15 protein-coding genes are annotated in these 17,382 nt (G+C 67.8%); 10 read left to right on the top strand and 5 right to left on the bottom strand.

The window, feature by feature from the left end:
* Window positions 1-46 precede the first annotated feature (46 nt).
* On the bottom strand, window positions 47-1,552 hold the full coding sequence (locus ACFWUR_RS03630) for a TIGR02677 family protein (RefSeq protein ID WP_378901578.1): 1,506 nt from the start codon (window positions 1,550-1,552) through the stop codon (window positions 47-49).
* A gap of 132 nt (window positions 1,553-1,684) precedes the next feature.
* Window positions 1,685-2,824: an XRE family transcriptional regulator gene (locus ACFWUR_RS03625; RefSeq protein ID WP_378901294.1), complete on the bottom strand. Its 1,140-nt coding sequence runs from the start codon at window positions 2,822-2,824 to the stop codon at window positions 1,685-1,687.
* Between the two features lie 348 nt (window positions 2,825-3,172).
* On the opposite strand from ACFWUR_RS03625, the gene ACFWUR_RS03620 reads away from it, so the two are divergent.
* Complete coding sequence (locus ACFWUR_RS03620) at window positions 3,173-3,478, top strand: hypothetical protein (RefSeq protein ID WP_378901291.1); 306 nt, start codon at window positions 3,173-3,175, stop codon at window positions 3,476-3,478.
* Window positions 3,479-3,802: 324 nt separating this feature from the next.
* Here the strand turns inward: ACFWUR_RS03620 and ACFWUR_RS03615 are convergent, their stop codons facing one another.
* Window positions 3,803-4,633 carry a PAC2 family protein gene (locus ACFWUR_RS03615; protein ID WP_378901575.1) on the bottom strand — a complete coding sequence of 277 codons (831 nt, stop codon included), beginning with the start codon at window positions 4,631-4,633 and terminating at the stop codon, window positions 3,803-3,805.
* Window positions 4,634-4,825: 192 nt separating this feature from the next.
* Here ACFWUR_RS03615 and metH point away from each other — a divergent pair, with 192 nt between their 5' ends.
* From metH to hisG, 8 genes are all read left to right on the top strand, one after another.
* The gene (metH, locus tag ACFWUR_RS03610; RefSeq protein ID WP_378901288.1) at window positions 4,826-8,422 is read left to right on the top strand and encodes a methionine synthase; all 3,597 of its coding nucleotides are present in this window, start codon (window positions 4,826-4,828) and stop codon (window positions 8,420-8,422) included.
* Between the two features lie 219 nt (window positions 8,423-8,641).
* Entirely contained in the window at window positions 8,642-10,591 is a 1,950-nt protein-coding gene (locus ACFWUR_RS03605) for a serine/threonine-protein kinase (RefSeq protein WP_378901285.1), read from the top strand.
* A gap of 81 nt (window positions 10,592-10,672) precedes the next feature.
* Window positions 10,673-11,344: an HAD family hydrolase gene (locus ACFWUR_RS03600; RefSeq protein WP_378901282.1), complete on the top strand. Its 672-nt coding sequence runs from the start codon at window positions 10,673-10,675 to the stop codon at window positions 11,342-11,344.
* Window positions 11,345-11,524: 180 nt separating this feature from the next.
* Entirely contained in the window at window positions 11,525-12,388 is an 864-nt protein-coding gene (locus ACFWUR_RS03595; protein ID WP_378901280.1) for an arpA protein, read from the top strand.
* A 12-nt stretch (window positions 12,389-12,400) separates the two neighbouring features.
* Window positions 12,401-13,216 (top strand): class I SAM-dependent methyltransferase, encoded by an 816-nt coding sequence (locus ACFWUR_RS03590; RefSeq protein ID WP_378901277.1) that lies wholly within the window; start codon window positions 12,401-12,403, stop codon window positions 13,214-13,216.
* A gap of 9 nt (window positions 13,217-13,225) precedes the next feature.
* On the top strand, window positions 13,226-15,046 hold the full coding sequence (locus ACFWUR_RS03585) for a choline/carnitine O-acyltransferase (protein WP_378901274.1): 1,821 nt from the start codon (window positions 13,226-13,228) through the stop codon (window positions 15,044-15,046).
* A gap of 55 nt (window positions 15,047-15,101) precedes the next feature.
* Complete coding sequence (locus ACFWUR_RS03580; RefSeq protein WP_174562637.1) at window positions 15,102-15,383, top strand: phosphoribosyl-ATP diphosphatase; 282 nt, start codon at window positions 15,102-15,104, stop codon at window positions 15,381-15,383.
* Between the two features lie 55 nt (window positions 15,384-15,438).
* Entirely contained in the window at window positions 15,439-16,290 is an 852-nt protein-coding gene (gene hisG, locus ACFWUR_RS03575; protein ID WP_378901271.1) for an ATP phosphoribosyltransferase, read from the top strand.
* Between the two features lie 72 nt (window positions 16,291-16,362).
* Here hisG and ACFWUR_RS03570 read toward each other — a convergent pair whose 3' ends face one another.
* Complete coding sequence (locus ACFWUR_RS03570) at window positions 16,363-16,566, bottom strand: hypothetical protein (protein ID WP_378901268.1); 204 nt, start codon at window positions 16,564-16,566, stop codon at window positions 16,363-16,365.
* Window positions 16,567-16,729: 163 nt separating this feature from the next.
* Between ACFWUR_RS03570 and ACFWUR_RS03565 the strand changes: the two genes are divergently transcribed.
* The gene (locus ACFWUR_RS03565) at window positions 16,730-16,864 is read left to right on the top strand and encodes a hypothetical protein (protein WP_378901265.1); all 135 of its coding nucleotides are present in this window, start codon (window positions 16,730-16,732) and stop codon (window positions 16,862-16,864) included.
* Between the two features lie 111 nt (window positions 16,865-16,975).
* Here ACFWUR_RS03565 and ACFWUR_RS03560 read toward each other — a convergent pair whose 3' ends face one another.
* A complete protein-coding gene (locus ACFWUR_RS03560) occupies window positions 16,976-17,377 on the bottom strand; it encodes a nuclear transport factor 2 family protein (protein WP_378901263.1) in 402 nt (133 codons plus the stop codon).
* Between the last annotated feature and the right edge of the window lie 5 nt (window positions 17,378-17,382).

Raw genomic sequence — 17,382 nt, 5'->3', positions numbered from 1 at the left:
GCCACGCGATGGACGTCGAAGCCGCGCGCGTGGATCTGACGCTGTCTCATCGCGTCACCCCCCGTCGCGCCGAACCGCCGCGCACCTCGAGCCTGCGGTTGTTCAGATGGAGCAGTCCCGCCGCGGTGCGGATCACTGTCGACCCGTCGCAGGGTCGCACCGTCAACGTGACACCGTTGTCGGAACCCGTGGTGCCGTCGACCTTTCCGCTCACGGGCACCCAGGCGGTCGAGGCCGCGTCGAGCAGGCGCAAGAGCACCTCGGTCTCGCGCTGATCCAGCACCCGCTCGTGCACATTGCCCGCGGCCAGCGAAGCGGCGGCGGCGGCGCGTTCCCGCTGCGCCGCCAGTTGGGCTTCCCGCAACCGCCGCACGCCCGCGTCGTTGCGCGCGATCCGGGCGGGGGCACCCGCGGTGGGCGCGCGCCCGGTTTCGGCCAGGGTGCGCGAGATCTCCAAAGGCGGTGCTTCCCACCATGATCGGCTGGTGGGGATCAGCTCCGCATCGGGATGCTCGAGCGAGAGATGACGCGGCTTGCCCAGCCCGAACACCGCGTCGTAGAGCGCGTGCGCGCTGCCCGCGGTGGGCGTGGCGACGAACCACTCGGCGAGGTGGCGCAACGCCGATTCGCGGCTGATCCCACCGCGTCGGGTCTCGGTGACCCGACGCAACAGCGACAGCACCGCGGCGATCGCGCTCATGGTCGCCTCGCGCAACCGGTCGGCCTCGCAGGTGTCCGACGATTCGGTGCCCGCGGCGACGAACCAGGTGCGCAGGCCGTCCCAGCGCGAGCGCCAATCCGCTTCGCGCTCGGCCGAACTCAACAACACCCGCTCGTCGCACCGGGCCGCGCGACCGATCAACAGCTCGACGCCGGTCTGCTCGACCTCGCCGATGGCCGCCGCCAGCCGCGGTGCGAACCGGGCCAGATCCATGCTGAATTCGCGCATGTGCGCCAGGAGGGCGTCCTTGTGCGCGAGAAACGATTCCGGGGTGATCTCGGTCGTGCGCACCAGGTCGCCCAGCGACAGGTAGAAGTGCGCCGCCCGCGCGGCCATGTCGGTGAGCGCGGCGTCGAGCCTGCGCAGCGTCGTGTAGACCCGCTCGGCGTCGCCGTCTCGGTTGGCGGCGGCCAACGTGCGCAGATCGGCGAGCAACTCGGGCAGCACCAGCCGCGACAGCGACGCGTCCTCCATCCTGGCCGCGAGTACCCCGGCCACCGCGCGATAGGCCTGGAACCCCGCCTGCGCGAACTGGTAGACGTAGTGCCGGTTGCGGTACTCGGCCAGGGTGGCGGCGCGGGTGCCGTCGTAGCTGCGTTCCAGCACGCCCCAGCGATGCAACTGCTCGAGCAGCGGGCCGATCTCGACCGCGGGCAGTGGGACACCCGCGGCCGCTTCGACCCGGCCGCCCACCTCGGCCTTCGAAATCCACTCGGCGACGTCGTCGGCGTGCAACAGCACCACGTAGGCGGCCCGAGCGCTGTCGAAGGCGCGCAGCACCCGCAGGTAGTCCGCGCGTTTCTCGGCGGTCGCGAACGAGAACAACCGCAGACGTTCGTCCCACAGGGCGGGTACGGCGCTGGGCAGGCCGTCGGCGGAGTCGGTCACCGTAGACAGGTTAGTGGTGGCCTTCCCGTGCTCCGCCGGACCCGTCCCCGATCGGCGTGGCACGGGCCGGCGAGCTCACCCGACATTGAGGGATCGCAGCTGGTCGAGAAACGTTTGGGTGCGGTGGTCTCCTGGGTAGCGTTCGATGATCTCCCTGGCCGCCTCGCCCGCGATCCACGCCAGTGACGGCAGCGACTTGCGCCCCGCGGAGAACGCCGCGACGCCCTCCTCGACCGCGCGCTCGAGATCGCGATCGCGGACGGCGACGACAGCCAGGGTCAGCCGCGCCTCCGAGACCCGCATGGGGTTGCGGATCGAACCGTCCGGTCGAGTCGAATCGCTGATCACCTGCTGGGCGTAGCGTTCGGCCAGTCGGTCCTGGCCTGCCACTCGGCAGCAGTCCATCGCGTAGAAGTCGAACTTCGTGGCGTCGACGACGAAGTGGTTGTCCAGATCGGCCGGATGACCCATCCGCGACAGGATCGCCCTGCCCTCGTCGAGCGCGGTCTGCACATTGCGACGATCACCCAAACGGGCCCAGCCCTTGGCGCGCTGCGCCGCCAACTGCACCCCGACACTCATCGAGGTGGTGCCCGCCATCGCCTTCTCCGAGACATCGATCGCGCCACGGAAGTTGCCCTGCGTCAACGCGAACCAGGCCGACATCTCCGCGGCCCACCCGACGATCTCGGCATTGCCTGCCTCGCGCCCCAGCGAATCCGCCGCCCGCCGAGTGGCTTCCGCGCCACCTCGACGGCCGAGGTCGTAGTCGACGCAACCGACCAGCAACGCCACCCAGCCGGCCAGTACGAGGATCTCCCGATGTTGGCTCAGGGTGAGTCGGCCGTCGAGCAGCGAGGTGATCCGGCGCAGCCACGCGGTCCCCTCGGTGTGCAGTGCGTACGGGTCGGCGTAGGCGTATTCGCAGCACAGCCTTTCGGCGGTGATCCGCACCGCGTCGAGGGTCGCGCTGTTGACGTCGGACATCCTGAGTCGTCCGATGAACTCCAGGGTGTCCATGCCGGTTGCCGATAACAGCTCGTCATCCCGGTTGGGGCGGGCCTTGGGGAAGAACGCGGCGGTGACGGTGTCGAACGCGGCCGCGATGATCGGCGCGTAGAACTCGTCAGGTCGTGATTCCCCGGATTCCCAGCGGCGCCAGTTGCGCAGCAGGGTACTGTCCGTCGGCAGGTTGTGGGAGGACTTGGCACGCATAGCGCGAACAGCATCGGCTTGCGACCACCCCCTCGCGTCACGTTCCGAGCGCATCCGAACAGCCCAGACGGGTCGATCATCAGTTGCGGTCACGGCGGTAGTATTCCACCAGTTAACGTTCGGCGTCCCGGATAGGGCATGTAGATGTCATCGTATTGACATCTGCTGCCGAGGACCGCGAATGTTCATGATGGAAGCAGGTACTCGGCCCGACAACCGGATACCCGCTGTGCAGGAGAGCTTGCAGGGCAACGCAGTACCCCCGCGCGGCGCACCGCGTGGCGCGGGGGGATCGGTACACACCAGGTCCGACAACAGAACAGCGATCCCAATCCAACGGAGGTTCGGGTGGAAGCGTTGATCTATGGATACTTGCGGGACGATCTGGCCGATGGCCAGAGCGACCAATTGGAGGATGCGCTACGCAGCCTCGCACGCACCGCGGGCATGTGTTTCGCCGCGACTTTCCACGAAGCACCCTCGGGTGACGGTGCTGCCTTCGCCGAACTCACCCAGGAATTGAAGCGGGCCGATGCCCACCACGTGGTGGTGCCGTCACTCGATCACCTTGCCGGTCAGACGATTCCGCGCGACCTGCTGATCGCGAAGCTGGCGCACGAGGCGGCCGCTCAAGTGCTGACTCTGGAGCATTAGCCATGGGATCCGACGCCTGCGCCGATCCACCATCTCGGTAGCGGTCGCACCGGCGGCCGGCCGGACCGCCAGTGCGAGCGGTCGCTGGTCGCCGAACACCGGATGCCCGCCACGACAAGGTGTTCCCGTTCGGCGACGCCGAAATATCCGGGCACACAAGCCAGCAGCACGGCGCTGACGAACAGCCGCTGCCAGACTGCCGTCGCCTTCGTTCCGGCCCAGCCGAGAACTAAGTACCAACAGGCCAGCGGTGACAACACGATCTCGCGGTCGCGACAGCGGCCGAACGAATGCCGGCGCAGGATCAGAGCCGGGCGCGCGGAACTACAGGCCGAAACTACCCGGGCCGCGCCTGCGCAGATACTTCTCGAACTCCGCCGCGATGGCGTCGCCGTCGATCTTGGACATGGTCTCGTTGAGATCGATCGCCGCATCGCCGCGCTCCTCGAGCGAGCGCACGTACTCGCTGATCTCCTCGTCGCCGAGGGTCATCTCGTTGACCGCGGCTTCCCACTCCTCGGCCTGTTTGGGCAGCTCGCCGAGCGGAACCTCGATGTCGAGGACGTCTTCGACCCGGTGCAGCAGCGCGATCGTGGCCTTCGGGTTCGGCGGCTGCGACACATAGTGCGGAACCGCGGCCCAGAACGACACCGCGGGCACACCGGCCTTCACACACTGGTCCTGGAGCACGCCGGTGATCCCGGTCGGGCCCTCGTACCTGGTCTGTTCCAGATTGAACCGCTCGGCCGCCTCGGGGCTGTAGGCCGAACCGGTCACCGGCACCGGGCGGGTGTGCGGGGTATCGGCCAGCAGTGCGCCGAGGATCACGACGGTCTCCACGCCCAGTTGCTCGATGAACTCGAGCAGGTCGTCGCAGAAGCTGCGCCATTTCATGTTCGGTTCGATGCCGCGCAGCAGGACCACGTCACGGTCGCTGCCGGGCGGGGAACACACCGACAGCATCGTCGATGGCCACTGGATCTCCCTGGTCACCCCGTCGACCTGACGCACGGTCGGCCGGTTCACCTGGTAGTCGTAATAGTCCTCGGAATCGAGTTCGGCCAGCGGCTCGGCATCCCAGATCAGTTCCAGATGTTCGACGGCGCCGCTGGCTGCATCGCCGGCGTCGTTCCAGCCCTCGAAGGCGGCAACCATGACGGGATTGCGCAAGGTCGGCAGTTCCGTCTCGGGGGTCTCACTGGCATCCACCCGGTCAGCCTAGTGTCTCGTGCGAATTGTTTTGCGGTGACCGACGGTGTTGCGTGTTTCCGCCGATCGGTGTGGCCGAGACCACTCGATTCACCCACAGTGCTCTTGTTCGTCGGAGGCGCCCTCTAGTCTTGAAACATGTCTGCGTCCTTGCCCACCGGGTTCGATACCACGCTCCTCGACACGCTGCGCCGGCGTGTCGTCATCGGTGACGGTGCGATGGGCACGATGTTGCAGGCTGCGGATCTGTCGCTCGACGACTTCCGTGGCCTCGAGGGGTGCAACGAGATCCTCAACGACACTCGCCCCGACGTGCTCGCCGACATCCACCGTGCCTACTTCGCCGCCGGCGCGGATGCGGTGGAGACCAACACCTTCGGCTGCAATCTGCCCAACCTGGCCGACTACGACATCCAGGACCGAATTCGGGACCTGTCCGAGCGTGGCACGCGCATCGCCCGCGACGTCGCCGACGAGATGGGCCCCTCGGCCGACGGCACCCCGCGTTATGTGCTCGGCTCGATGGGGCCGGGCACCAAGCTGCCGACGCTGGGGCACGCGCCGTTCGTGTCGCTGCGTGATGCCTACACCGAGGCCGCGCTCGGCATGCTCGACGGCGGTGCCGACGCGATTCTCATCGAGACCTGCCAAGACCTGCTGCAGGTCAAGGCCGCGATCACCGGCAGCCGCCGGGCGATGATCGCCGCCGGGCGCCGGATCCCGATCATCACCCACGTCACCGTGGAGACCACCGGCACCATGCTGGTCGGCAGTGAGATCGGCGCGGCGCTCACCGCGCTGGAACCGCTCGGCATCGACATGATCGGCCTGAACTGCGCCACCGGCCCGGCCGAGATGAGTGAGCACCTGCGGCATCTGTCGCGGCACGCGACCATCCCGGTGTCGGTGATGCCGAACGCCGGCCTGCCGGTGCTCGGTGCCAACGGCGCCGAGTACCCGCTCTCGCCCGAAGAGCTCGCCATCGCGATGAGTGGGTTCGTCTCCGAGTACGGGCTGTCGCTGGTGGGTGGTTGCTGTGGCACCACTCCTGAGCACATTCGCCAGGTCGCCGAGGCGGTGCGCGAGGTCGAGAAGACCCTGCCCCCGATCACCGATCGTCGTCACCCCGAGCACGAACCGGCCGTATCGAGCATGTACACCGCCGTGCCGTTCGAGCAGGACGCGTCGATCATGATGATCGGTGAGCGCACGAATGCCAACGGCTCCAAGGCTTTCCGTGACGCGATGCTGGCCGCGGATTGGCAGCGCTGCCTCGAGATCGCCAAGGACCAGACCCGCGACGGCGCGCACATGCTCGACCTGTGCGTCGACTATGTGGGCCGTGACGGGGCCGACGACATGAACGAGCTGGCCTCGCGGCTGGCGACGGCCTCGACGTTGCCGATCATGCTCGACTCCACCGAAGTGCCGGTGTTGCAGGCAGGTCTGCAGCATCTGGGTGGTCGGTGCGCGGTGAACTCGGTGAACTACGAGGACGGCGCGGGCCCGGACTCACGGTTCCAGCAGATCATGCGCCTGGTCTCCGAGCACGGTGCCGCCGTCGTCGCGCTGACCATCGACGAAGAGGGCCAGGCCCGCACCGCCGATCACAAGGTCGCGATCGCGGAACGGCTGATCGACGACATCACCGGCAACTGGGGCCTGGCCGAGTCCGACATCATCATCGACACCCTGACCTTCACCCTGGGCACCGGGCAGGAGGAGTCGCGCAAGGACGGCGAGGAGACGATCAAAGCCATCCGCGAGCTCAAGCGCCGCCGCCCCCAGGTGCAGACCACGCTGGGGCTGTCGAATATCTCCTTCGGCCTGAATCCGGCCGCCCGGCAGGTGCTGAACTCGGTGTTCATGCACGAATGTGTCGAAGCGGGCCTGGACTCGGCGATCGTGCACGCGTCGAAGATCCTGCCGATGAGCCGGATCCCCGAGGAACACCAGCAGGTGGCCCTGGATCTGATCTACGACCGGCGCACCGAGGACTACGACCCGCTGCAGAAGCTGATGGCACTGTTCGAGGGTGTTTCGACGGCGTCGTCGAAGGCCTCGCGCGCCGAGGAGATGGCCTTGTTGCCGCTGTTCGAGCGACTCGAACGGCGCATCGTCGACGGCGAGCGCAACGGCCTCGGTGACGACTTGGACGAGGCGATGCAGACGGTGCCGCCGCTGCAGATCATCAACGAGACCCTGCTCTCGGGCATGAAGACCGTCGGTGAGCTGTTCGGTTCGGGGCAGATGCAGTTGCCGTTCGTGCTGCAGTCGGCCGAGGTGATGAAAACCGCGGTGGCGCACCTGGAACCGCACATGGAGGCCACCGACGACGCGGGCAAGGGCCGGATCGTGCTCGCCACGGTCAAAGGTGATGTGCACGACATCGGCAAGAACCTCGTCGACATCATCCTGTCCAACAACGGCTACGAGGTCGTGAACCTGGGCATCAAGCAGCCGATCGCGACCATCCTCGACGCCGCGCAGGACAAGAAGGCAGACGTGATCGGCATGTCCGGGCTGCTGGTGAAGTCGACGGTGGTGATGAAGGAGAACCTCGGCGAACTCAACACCAAGGGTGTCGCCGAACAGTTCCCGGTGCTGCTCGGTGGCGCCGCGCTGACCCGGTCCTATGTGGAAAACGACCTGACCGAGGTCTATGACGGCGACGTGTACTACGCCCGTGACGCGTTCGAGGGCCTGCGGTTGATGGACGAGATCATGACCGTCAAGCGTGGCGGTGGCCTCGACCCCGACAGCCCCGCGGCGATCGCGGCCAGGGAGAAGGCGGCCGAGCGCAAGGCCCGCCACGAGCGGTCCCAGCGGATCGCCGCCGAGCGCAAGGCCGCCGAGGTGCCGATCGTGGTGCCCGATCGCTCGGATGTCGCCACGGACCTCCCCGTGCCGACGCCCCCGTTCTGGGGCACCCGGGTGGTGAAGGGTCTGCCGCTGGCGGAGTACTCGGGTCTGCTCGACGAGCGGGCACTGTTCCTGGGGCAGTGGGGTCTGCGCGGACAGCGCAAGGGTGAAGGCCCGACCTACGAGGATCTGGTGGAGACCGAGGGGCGTCCGCGGTTGCGGGCCTGGCTCGATCGCCTGGCCACCGAGGGCGTGCTCCAGCACGCGGCACTGGTGTACGGGTATTTCCCCGCGGTGTCCGAGGGTGACGATGTCATCGTGTTGACCGAGCCGAAACCTGATGCGCCGCAACGGTATCGGTTCACCTTCCCGCGCCAGCAGCGCGACCGGTTCCTGTGTATCTCCGACTTCATCCGTTCGCGTGAGCAGGCTCGCGAGACCGGGCAGGTCGATGTGTTGCCGTTCCAGCTGGTGACGATGGGTCAGCCGATCGCCGATTTCGCGAACGAGTTGTTCGCCGCCGACAACTACCGTGACTATCTCGAGGTGCACGGTGTGGGCGTGCAGCTCACCGAGGCGCTGGCCGAGTACTGGCATCGCCGGGTGCGCGAAGAGCTGACCGTGGAGGGCAAGTCGGTGGCCGCCGAGGACCCCGCCGACGTGCAGGACTACTTCAAACTCGGCTACCGGGGCGCGCGGTACTCCTTCGGTTACGGTGCCTGCCCTGACCTGGAAGATCGCGCCAAGCTGGTCGATCTGCTCGACGCGGGCCGGATCGGGGTGACGCTGTCGGAGGAACTGCAGTTGCATCCCGAGCAGTCGACGGACGCGTTCGTGCTGCTGCATCCGGAGGCGAAATACTTCAACGCCTGAGAGACTGGCAACCGCGACGGCAGTCGGATCGGTCCGGTGGACCGGTCCGATTGTCGTCGCGGCGCTTGTGAGTCTGGTCACGATGCGGCGCGGCGTCCATGGGCCGGGCTGTCTCGCAACAGGACCGAAGCAGTTCAGCACGTAGGATTTTCGAAAGTTTCATCCCGCTGTGGCGCGGAGGGCGAGACGACTCAGCGGTAAGCAGGAGGGGCACAGAATATGACATCGGATCGGTTGATCGCGGGACGCTACCGACTCACCGACCCGATCGGCACGGGCGCGATGGGCGTCGTGTGGCGCGCCACCGACGTTCGGCTGCGACGCACTGTCGCCGTGAAGCAGGTGCTACTCGCGCCCGGACTCACGGGAACACAGGCCCTCGAAGGGAAGCTGCGCGCGATGCGGGAGGGCCGGATCGCGGCTCGCCTGCACCACCCCAACGCCATCACCGTCTTCGATGTCGCCGAAGAGGACGGCCAGCCGTGGCTGGTCATGGAGTACATGAACGCCCCGAGTCTCGCGGCGAAGCTGGCAGGCGGTGTGACGCTGCCACCGATCGAAGTGGCGGGAATCGGTGCCCAGGCCGCGGCGGCGCTGTCCGCCGCGCACGACGCCGGGATCATGCACCGTGATGTGAAACCGGCCAACCTGCTCGTGGGCGACGACGGCACGGTCAAGCTCACCGACTTCGGCATCTCGCACGCCACCGGCGACGTCACCGTCACCGCCACCGGGTTCCTGGCAGGCACCCCCGCGTATCTGGCGCCCGAGATCGCACGTGGTGACAACCCGAAGCCCGCGGCCGACGTGTTCGCCCTGGGGTCGACGCTGTACGCCGCCTCCGAGGGCGCGCCCCCGTTCGGTGAGGGGGACAATCCGCTCGCCGTGCTGCACGCCGTCGCGCGCGGTGTGGTGCCCGAGCCGAGGAACGCGGGCCCGCTCGCTCCGGTACTGATGTGGCTGCTGACCGCGTCCGCCGAGGACCGGCCGACGATGGCGCAGGCCCGGGCAGCGCTGGAAGACGTTGCCGCGGGCCGGGTTCCGGTGTTGCCTGCTTCGGCGACGAAGATTCTGCCGATCAGCGCGACGTCGCCGACCCCGGGGCTCGGCGACCCCGCGAACGGGGAAGCGGCGGCGAAATCGGGTGCGGCCGCGCTGTTCGGCAGCGGGCTGGCCATGGCCAAGGCGGCGCGTTCGGCGATCTCGGGTCGAACGTCGACGGGTGCGGGTTCGGGCGCACCGCAGGAATCGGGTCGGCTCGGGCAGGCGGCATCCGGCGTCGTGGGGTCGGTGGCGGCGGACACGGCAGCCCGGACCGACGCAGTCGGCCAGGCGGCGGCAGGCGATCCAGGCCTCGTGCGGCCGCGCGACCTCGCGCCCTCGAACGCAGACCGCGACCGCGGGTCCTCGAACGCGGACAGTGTCGAACACGCGGGCGCCCAGGCGCAGGCGCGGGCCAGGGCAGCAGCCGGACCGACGGACGGTTCCGGCCTGCACCCGTCGTTTCCCACCCCGCCCTCGCGCACCGACCGCGCGAACAACAGTCGCGCCGTCTTGCTGCTGGCCGCGGCCGTCGCGGCCTTCACGGTGATGCTCGTCGTGCTGGTGGCGACCCGCGACCGGGGCGGTGAGCCCGAGGAGCAGGCGCAGGCCCCCGCATCGCCGGTCACCGTCACGACGATGGTCGACGGCAAGGTGAGCACCGTCGTCATCGTGCCCGAGCAGGAAACGATCACCGTCTCGGCCCCACCCGCGGCGGTGCCGAGCGGTGCGACGACCACCGGCGCGCCTCCGACCAGCACGACGGCCGAGCCGACCCCCACCACACCGAAACCGACCAGCACGACCACACCGTTCGGCCCACCTACCCCCGAGCGGGTCAACCAGTTCATCGCCGGGTACTACGGCATGCTGCCCGGCAATATCAGCGGGGCGTGGGCGCAGCTGGCTCCCGGCTACCAGGCGCAGACCGGCGGATTCGGGCAGTACTCGTCGTTCTGGTCGTCGGTACGGTCGGTGACTGTCGGCTCGATCACCCCCAGCGGGCCGAACCGCGCGGTCGTCACCCTCACCTACCGGCTCGCCAACGGCACGGTGACCTCGGAGAATCGCTGGATCCAGGTCTCCGGCGACGCGGGCAAGCTGCAGATCGCCGGATCGGGCGTCTGAGGCGGACCCGTTACCCTGAACGGGGCCCGGCGACCGCCGGTCACTTCCGCGGATGTGTGACGAGAACGAGGCGAGTAACAGGTGAGCGCGCGACCGGCCGCGGTGCTGTGGGACATGGACGGCACGCTGCTCGACTCGGAGAAGCTGTGGGACATCGCGGTTCGGGAACTGGCCCGCGAGCACGGCTGCGAGCTGACCGACGAGGTCCGCCACGCCCTGATCGGCGCCTCCGGTCCTAATGCGCTGCGCATGCTCTTCGACGGCATCGGGGTGGTGCCGACGGCGGCGGCGATCGTCGAGGCGGGGGAATTTCTCGAACGCCGGGTCACCGAGTTGATGCTCGGCCCGATCCCGTGGCGTCCCGGCGCCAAGGACGCGCTGGGAATGGTGCGCGCCGCCGGCTTGAAATGCGCGCTGGTGACCAACACCAAGCGCTCGCTCACCGAGTTCGGCCTCGACACCCTCGGCCGCGATTTCTTCGACACTTCCGTCTGCGGTGACGAAGTGGCGCACGGCAAGCCCGATCCGGCGATCTACCGCCGCGCCGCCGAACTGCTCGGGGTCGACCCGGGTGACTGTGTGGCGATCGAGGATTCGCCGACCGGTTCGCTCGCCGCACAGGGCGCGGGCTGCGGTCTGATTGTGATTCCGTGCGAAATCGCGGTTCCCGAGGCGCCCGGACGGGTATTCCGGGAGTCGCTGATCGGCTTGTCGGTCGACGATCTGCGCGCCGCACTCGACGCTCGCGTCTGAATCTTTCGACGGCACCACGTGATAGGGCGTAATACCCTACCGTGATAGTACCGAAACCCAGGTTGAATCCGCGAAAACGATTGCCGCACAGTTGATTTCGCCCGATTGTGATCTTCCCGGGATATGCCCGATTTGCCGAAACCGCGAGCGCGCGCCCGAATATTCCCGCAAACTGAGTACATGACGGGCACGCGGGGGCTTGACGAAATCGTCGACATCGCACGGTATCCACTCACCGATCTCGGTGGTTCGGGTAGGCGGGCGGCCATCGAGGCCGCCCGTGCCGAGCTGGCCGAGGACGGCTGTACGGTCCTGCGTGAGTTCATCCGGCCGCAGCTGCTCGATACGCTGCGCGCCGAAGGGGAGGCGATCGCGCCGCACGCTCATTACAAGGTGGAGCGCGTCAACGCCTACAACATTCCCCTCGACGCCGACTTGCCCGCCGACCATCCGGCGCGGATCGTGCTCGACCGCGGCAATGCCTTCGTGGCCCGCGACCGCATCCCCGCCGAGGCGCTGATCCAACGCCTCTACACCGATCCGGTGTTCCAGCGGTTCGTCGCCGACTGTTTCGAACTCGACGATCTGCACGAGTTCGCCGACCCGCTGGCCGGATTGTGCTTGAACGTGGTCGAGCCGGGGATGTCGCATCCGTGGCATTTCGACACCAACGAGTTCACGGTCAGCATGCTCACGCGCAAGCCCGACGCCGGCGGCGTGTTCGAGTACTGCCCCAATATTCGTGATCCGCACGCCGAGCACCTCGACGACGTCCGCGCCGTGCTCACCGGCGACGGCACCGGCTTCATCCGCGCGCTGGAACTGCGCCCCGGCGATCTGCAGCTGTTCAAGGGCCGCTTCTCCCTGCATCGCGTCACCGAGGTGGCCGGTGCGGGGCAACGACATTCGGCGATCTTCGCCTACACGGACCGACCAGGGGTGATCGGCACGGTCGAACGCACCAGGCAGTTGTTCGGCCGTGTCCTGCCCGACCATGTGGCCGCCGCGGCCGACGCCGTCCGAGGTGACCGACTGCTCGACTGAGAGGAACCGCCCATGTCCGTTCCGTTGCACACCACCGGCAAAGCATCCTTCGACGACATCTATGAAAGTCCCGATCCGCGTGCCTATTTCGAGCGGATGAACGACCTGGACTACCGGATCCCGGAACTGGCAAAGCCACACTTCGCCGAACAGCTGCGCCAGCTGCGGGTCGCACGGCCGGACCGGATTCCGACGGTTCTGGACCTCGGCTGTTCCTACGGGGTGAACGCGGCGCTGCTGCGCAGCGACACGACCGTCGACGAATTGGCCCGGCACTACCGCGATCACGCCGACACCGACAAGATCGGGCTGATCGCCGCCGACCGGGAGCGGTTGCGGGGTGATCTGATGCCCGACGTACGCTTCATCGGGATGGACGCCGCACGCCCGGCGCTGACCTACGCCCACGCCGCCGGACTCCTGCACGATTACGTGCACGCCGACCTCGAGGCCACCGAGCCCACCGAGGCACAGCGCCGTGTGCTCGCCTCCGCCGATCTGGTGATCTCCACCGGATGCGTCGGCTACATCACCGAGAAAACCCTGTCCAGGGTCGCCCAAGCCGATCCACGCAAGCGACCGTGGATGGCGCATTTCGTGTTGCGGATGTTCGATTTCGGTCCCATCGCCGAGGAACTGGCCGCGCTCGGCTATCGCAGCGAGCAACGTCCCGGTATGTTCCAGCAGCGGAGGTTCGCTTCGGCACAAGAACGCCAACAGGTGCTGGATGCGTTGGCGGCCAAGGGAATCGACACCACCGACCACGAAGCAGAAGGCTGGCTCTACGCCAACCTGTTCCTGTCCCGCCCGCATCCCATCGAAACCTGAGGACTTGGATTGAACCAACCCACGTTCGCCGCCGAAGACACGCTGCCCCGGGTACCGCTGCCGAGTCTGGACGACACTTGCGCGCGGTTCCTGCAGTGGTGTCAGCCGCTGCTCGGCGCCGAAGAATACGCCACCACCGAGGGCGCGGTAGCCGAGCTGCTGCGCCCCGGTGGGGCGGGACGCGCCCTGCATGCCGCGCTGGCCGACTACGACGCCACTCCCGGCGTCGGCAGCTGGCTCGACGAATTCTGGCCGTCGCGGTATCTGGGCCGTCGGGACCGGATCGCGATCAACGCCAACTTCGTGTTCCTGTTCCGCGACGACACCCCGCTGGCCGCGTCGACCGTGGCCGGTCAGGCAGAGCGGGCAGCCGCGATCATCGGGGCGGCTGTCGATTACAAGCTGGCGCTGGACGCGGAGAAGATCGCGCCGGTGACCCAGCGCGGCCAGGCGCTGTCGATGTGGCAGAACAAGTACCTGTTCTCCGAGACCCGGATTCCTGGTGAGATCCAGGACAGCGTGCGCAAGCCCTACAGCCCGGAATGGCCGGGGCCCTCGGACGCCCGCCACATCGCTGTCTTCTACCGCGGCAACATCTTCCGGATGGATGTGATCGGGCCCGACGGTGCGCCGTACGCGTTCGACGACGTGGTCGACGGGCTGCGCGCGGTGATCAAGGGCGGCACCAAGCCCGCCGCGACCGACACCTCGGTCGGGCATCTCACCACGAAAGCCCGGGCGCTGTGGGCACGGAGCAGGGAAACGCTGCGCGCCGAACCCGCCAATGTCGAGGCCTTCGACGCGGTGGAGACGGCGCTGTTCTCGGTGTGCCTGGAAGACTTCGCGCCGCGCGACGAACTGCACGCCTGCGATCAGTTGCTCCACGGTGACAGCGGCAACCGCTACTTCGACAAGTCGGTGTCGTTCATCGTCTTCGCCGACGGTCAGGCCGGTATCAACATCGAACACTGCGGGCTCGACGGCACCACCGTGCTGTCGTTCGTCGACGCGCTGCTCGAGCGGACCGCCCAGGACCACGCGGCGACCAGCGGGGCCCAATCGCAGGGACTGCCCTCGGTGGAGCCGATCGAGTTCGTGCTCGACTCCGCCGCCCGCGCCGACATCGCCGCGGCCGGCGCCGACTTCGCCCGCTTCGCCGCCGAGACGGCCACCTCGCTGGTGTCGTTCGACGACTTCGGGACCGGCGAGGCCAAGAAGCTGGGCATCTCACCCGATGCCTTCGCTCAACTCAGCTACCAGCTCGCCCACCGGCGCAGCAAGGGGCTCACCGGCGCCACCTACGAGTCCATCGCCACCCGGCAGTTCCGCAACGGCCGCACCGAGGCCATGCGCGTGGTCACCCCGGAGATGGTGGCCTTCGTCGACGCGATGGTGTCCGAGGACACCGACGCCGAGACCAAGCTGGCCGCGGCGCGCACCGCCGCGTCCGCGCACGTCGCGCGGGCGAAGGAATGCCAGGCCGGGCAGGCGCCCGAGCAGCACCTGTGGGAACTGGAATGGATCCAGCGTCGCCGTGGCGAACAGCTCGGGGTGGCAGGGGAGCGGATCGCGTTGTTCGACAGCCCCGGCTGGACGGTCATGCGCGACGACTACCTGTCGACCAGCTCGGCTCCGTCGAAGTACATCCGCTACTTCGGTTTCGGCTCCACCAGCCCGCGCTGCATCGGCATCGCCTACGTACTGCTGCCGGATCGGTGGAACGTCTACCTGGCCACGCCGAAGTCGGTGTCCGACCAGATGTACGCCTTCGCCGACCACCTGCGCACGGCCGTAGCCGACCTGCGCGAACTGCTCGCTCCACCGGCGTGATCGTTTCCCGGCGTGCCGCGCCGCGCGGTGCGCCGGGAAAACCGCTGGGTCGGGTATGAAACAATCTCTACTCGTGAAGAACTTCGAATCCCTGTTCGCCGAGCTGACCGAGCGTGCCCAGACCCGTCCCGAGGGATCTGGCACCGTGGCCGCGCTGGACGCAGGCGTTCATTTCCAGGGCAAGAAGGTCCTGGAAGAAGCCGGTGAGATCTGGCTGGCCGCCGAGCACGAGAGCGATGAAGCGCTCGCCGAGGAGATCTCCCAACTGCTGTACTGGGTCCAGGTGATGATGCTGGGTCGTGGGCTGAAGCTCGAGGACGTGTACCGACATCTGTGACGGCTGATCCGTCCCGATCGACACGTTCTCACTTCCCCGAAAGGACCCCATCCCCATGTTGCGCGTCGCCGTTCCCAACAAGGGCTCGCTGTCGGAATCCGCTACCTCCATCCTGAGCGAGGCCGGATATCGCAGGCGGACCGATTCCCGTGATCTCACCGTCCTCGATCCCGCGAATCAAGTCGAGTTCTTCTTCTTGCGTCCCAAGGACATCGCCATCTACGTCGGCTCCGGTGAGCTCGACCTCGGCATCACCGGCCGCGACCTGGCACTGGACTCCGGTTCCCCGGTGAGCGAGCGGCTCTCGCTCGGCTTCGGCCGCTCCACCTTCCGCTACGCGGCCCCCGCCGGCGAGGACTGGAAGGTCGAGGATCTGGCGGGCAAGCGCATCGCCACCTCCTACCCGAACCTGGTTCGTGCCGACCTCGCGCGTTTCGGCATCGAGGCCGAGGTGATCCGTCTCGACGGCGCGGTGGAGATCTCGATCCAGCTCGGGGTCGCCGACGCCATCGCCGACGTCGTCGGCTCGGGCCGCACCCTGCGTCAGCACAATCTGATCGCGTTCGGCGAGTCCCTGTGCGACTCCGAAGGCGTGCTCATCGAACGCACCGGGTCCGACCGCGACGACCGCGCGCGCAACCAGCTGATCAACCGCATCCAGGGCGTCGTGTTCGCCCAGCAGTACCTGATGCTCGACTACGACTGCCCCAAGTCACTTTTCGACCAGGCAGTAGCGATCACCCCCGGCCTGGAATCACCGACCGTCTCCCCGCTGACCGACCCCGACTGGGTGGCCGTGCGCGCCCTCGTCCCCCGTAAGCAGGGCAACGAACTGATGGACCGGCTGGCCGACCTGGGCGCCAAGGCCATCCTCGCCACCGACATCCGCTCCTGCCGCGCCTTCTGAGCAGTGGCGCACGGGACCCCATCACCTGCGTTCATCCAGGTGATGGGGCTTCCGGCCGTATGGCGACCGCATCTACTGCGCGGAGAGACTTTCGAGCGCCTCACGCACGAAACACAACGGGCAATGCGGGTCGAACGGTGCCGTCGGCCCGCCGCCGATGACAGGGTGGGCGCCGCTCTGCCCGGCCGGCGGATCGGCCGAGGCGACGGTCGGACAGGTCCCGATCGCCAGTGCGATACCGGCAGCGGCCATGGCCCTGGACAGGGTGCGCTTCATTTCTCTCCTCGACTCGGTGGACAACGACCCGAGGCGAACACTTCGCTGCGAGCGCGCTGTCGAAGGGATTCCCCGTCGGTCCGAAGGTAGTCGCCCTACTGTCGCTGCCTCGCTTATCGATGCGCCGAGGGGCGCACCGCCGCGGGTAGGCTGGATCGCAGATGTGTCCGGACAATCACTGATCGGGGCGAACATGTCGAACAAGAACGAGCACGAAGAGAAGGTCGAGAAGGAGCAGGTCGAGCGCGAAGAAGAGCGGCGCCGCCTGGAAGAAGAAGAGGAACGCCGCCTGCGCTAGTGCCGACTGTCGCGCCGGGCTCGGCGATTGCCGTGAATCCAGCTGTGGCCTCGACGCTTTCGGCGCTGCTGTTCCCGCGACTCGCGGGGTGAGGGCTCGCCGCGGGCAGCCTCAGGAATCGGCCGGGCTGCTCGCGGTCGCCTCGGCCTTGATGCGTTCGAACTGCTCGCCCATCCTCGCGGCCAGGGCGGTCGCAGCGGACAGCGGACGGACCATCACGGTCAACTCGTCGATCTTGCCGTCGTCGTCGAGGTGAATGAAATCGCAGCCGGACAGTTGCTTGCCGTCCACGGTGGCCTCGAACACCAGGGCGTGATCGCGTCCCTCGCCGATCTCGCGCACGTAGTGGAAGTCCTCGAACACGCGGATCACCGCGCGCAGGATGGCCGCGGTGATGGCCTTGCCGGGATAGGGCTGGAAGGCGACAGGGCTGGTGAAGACCACGTTCTCGGCCAGCAGTGCCTCGATGGCCGCTTCGTCTCGTGCTTCGACCGCCGCGCGGAAAGGATGCATCTGTC

Origin of the sequence: Nocardia sp. NPDC058633, assembly GCF_042717045.1 — a bacterium.
Taxonomy (GTDB): domain Bacteria; phylum Actinomycetota; class Actinomycetes; order Mycobacteriales; family Mycobacteriaceae; genus Nocardia.
This window is presented reverse-complemented; position numbering and strand designations above follow the sequence as displayed.

Bases quoted from the DNA above. Each gene is read 5' to 3' on its own strand.
- ACFWUR_RS03580 (WP_174562637.1), top strand. From the start codon at position 15,102: ATGAAACAATCTCTACTCGTGAAGAACTTCGAATCCCTGTTCGCCGAG.
- hisG (WP_378901271.1), top strand. From the start codon at position 15,439: ATGTTGCGCGTCGCCGTTCCCAACAAGGGCTCGCTGTCGGAATCCGCT.
- ACFWUR_RS03615 (WP_378901575.1), bottom strand. From the start codon at position 4,633: ATGGTTGCCGCCTTCGAGGGCTGGAACGACGCCGGCGATGCAGCCAGC.
- ACFWUR_RS03570 (WP_378901268.1), bottom strand. From the start codon at position 16,566: ATGAAGCGCACCCTGTCCAGGGCCATGGCCGCTGCCGGTATCGCACTG.
- ACFWUR_RS03625 (WP_378901294.1), bottom strand. From the start codon at position 2,824: ATGCGTGCCAAGTCCTCCCACAACCTGCCGACGGACAGTACCCTGCTG.
- ACFWUR_RS03595 (WP_378901280.1), top strand. From the start codon at position 11,525: ATGACGGGCACGCGGGGGCTTGACGAAATCGTCGACATCGCACGGTAT.
- metH (WP_378901288.1), top strand. From the start codon at position 4,826: ATGTCTGCGTCCTTGCCCACCGGGTTCGATACCACGCTCCTCGACACG.
- ACFWUR_RS03560 (WP_378901263.1), bottom strand. From the start codon at position 17,377: ATGCATCCTTTCCGCGCGGCGGTCGAAGCACGAGACGAAGCGGCCATC.
- ACFWUR_RS03605 (WP_378901285.1), top strand. From the start codon at position 8,642: ATGACATCGGATCGGTTGATCGCGGGACGCTACCGACTCACCGACCCG.
- ACFWUR_RS03590 (WP_378901277.1), top strand. From the start codon at position 12,401: ATGTCCGTTCCGTTGCACACCACCGGCAAAGCATCCTTCGACGACATC.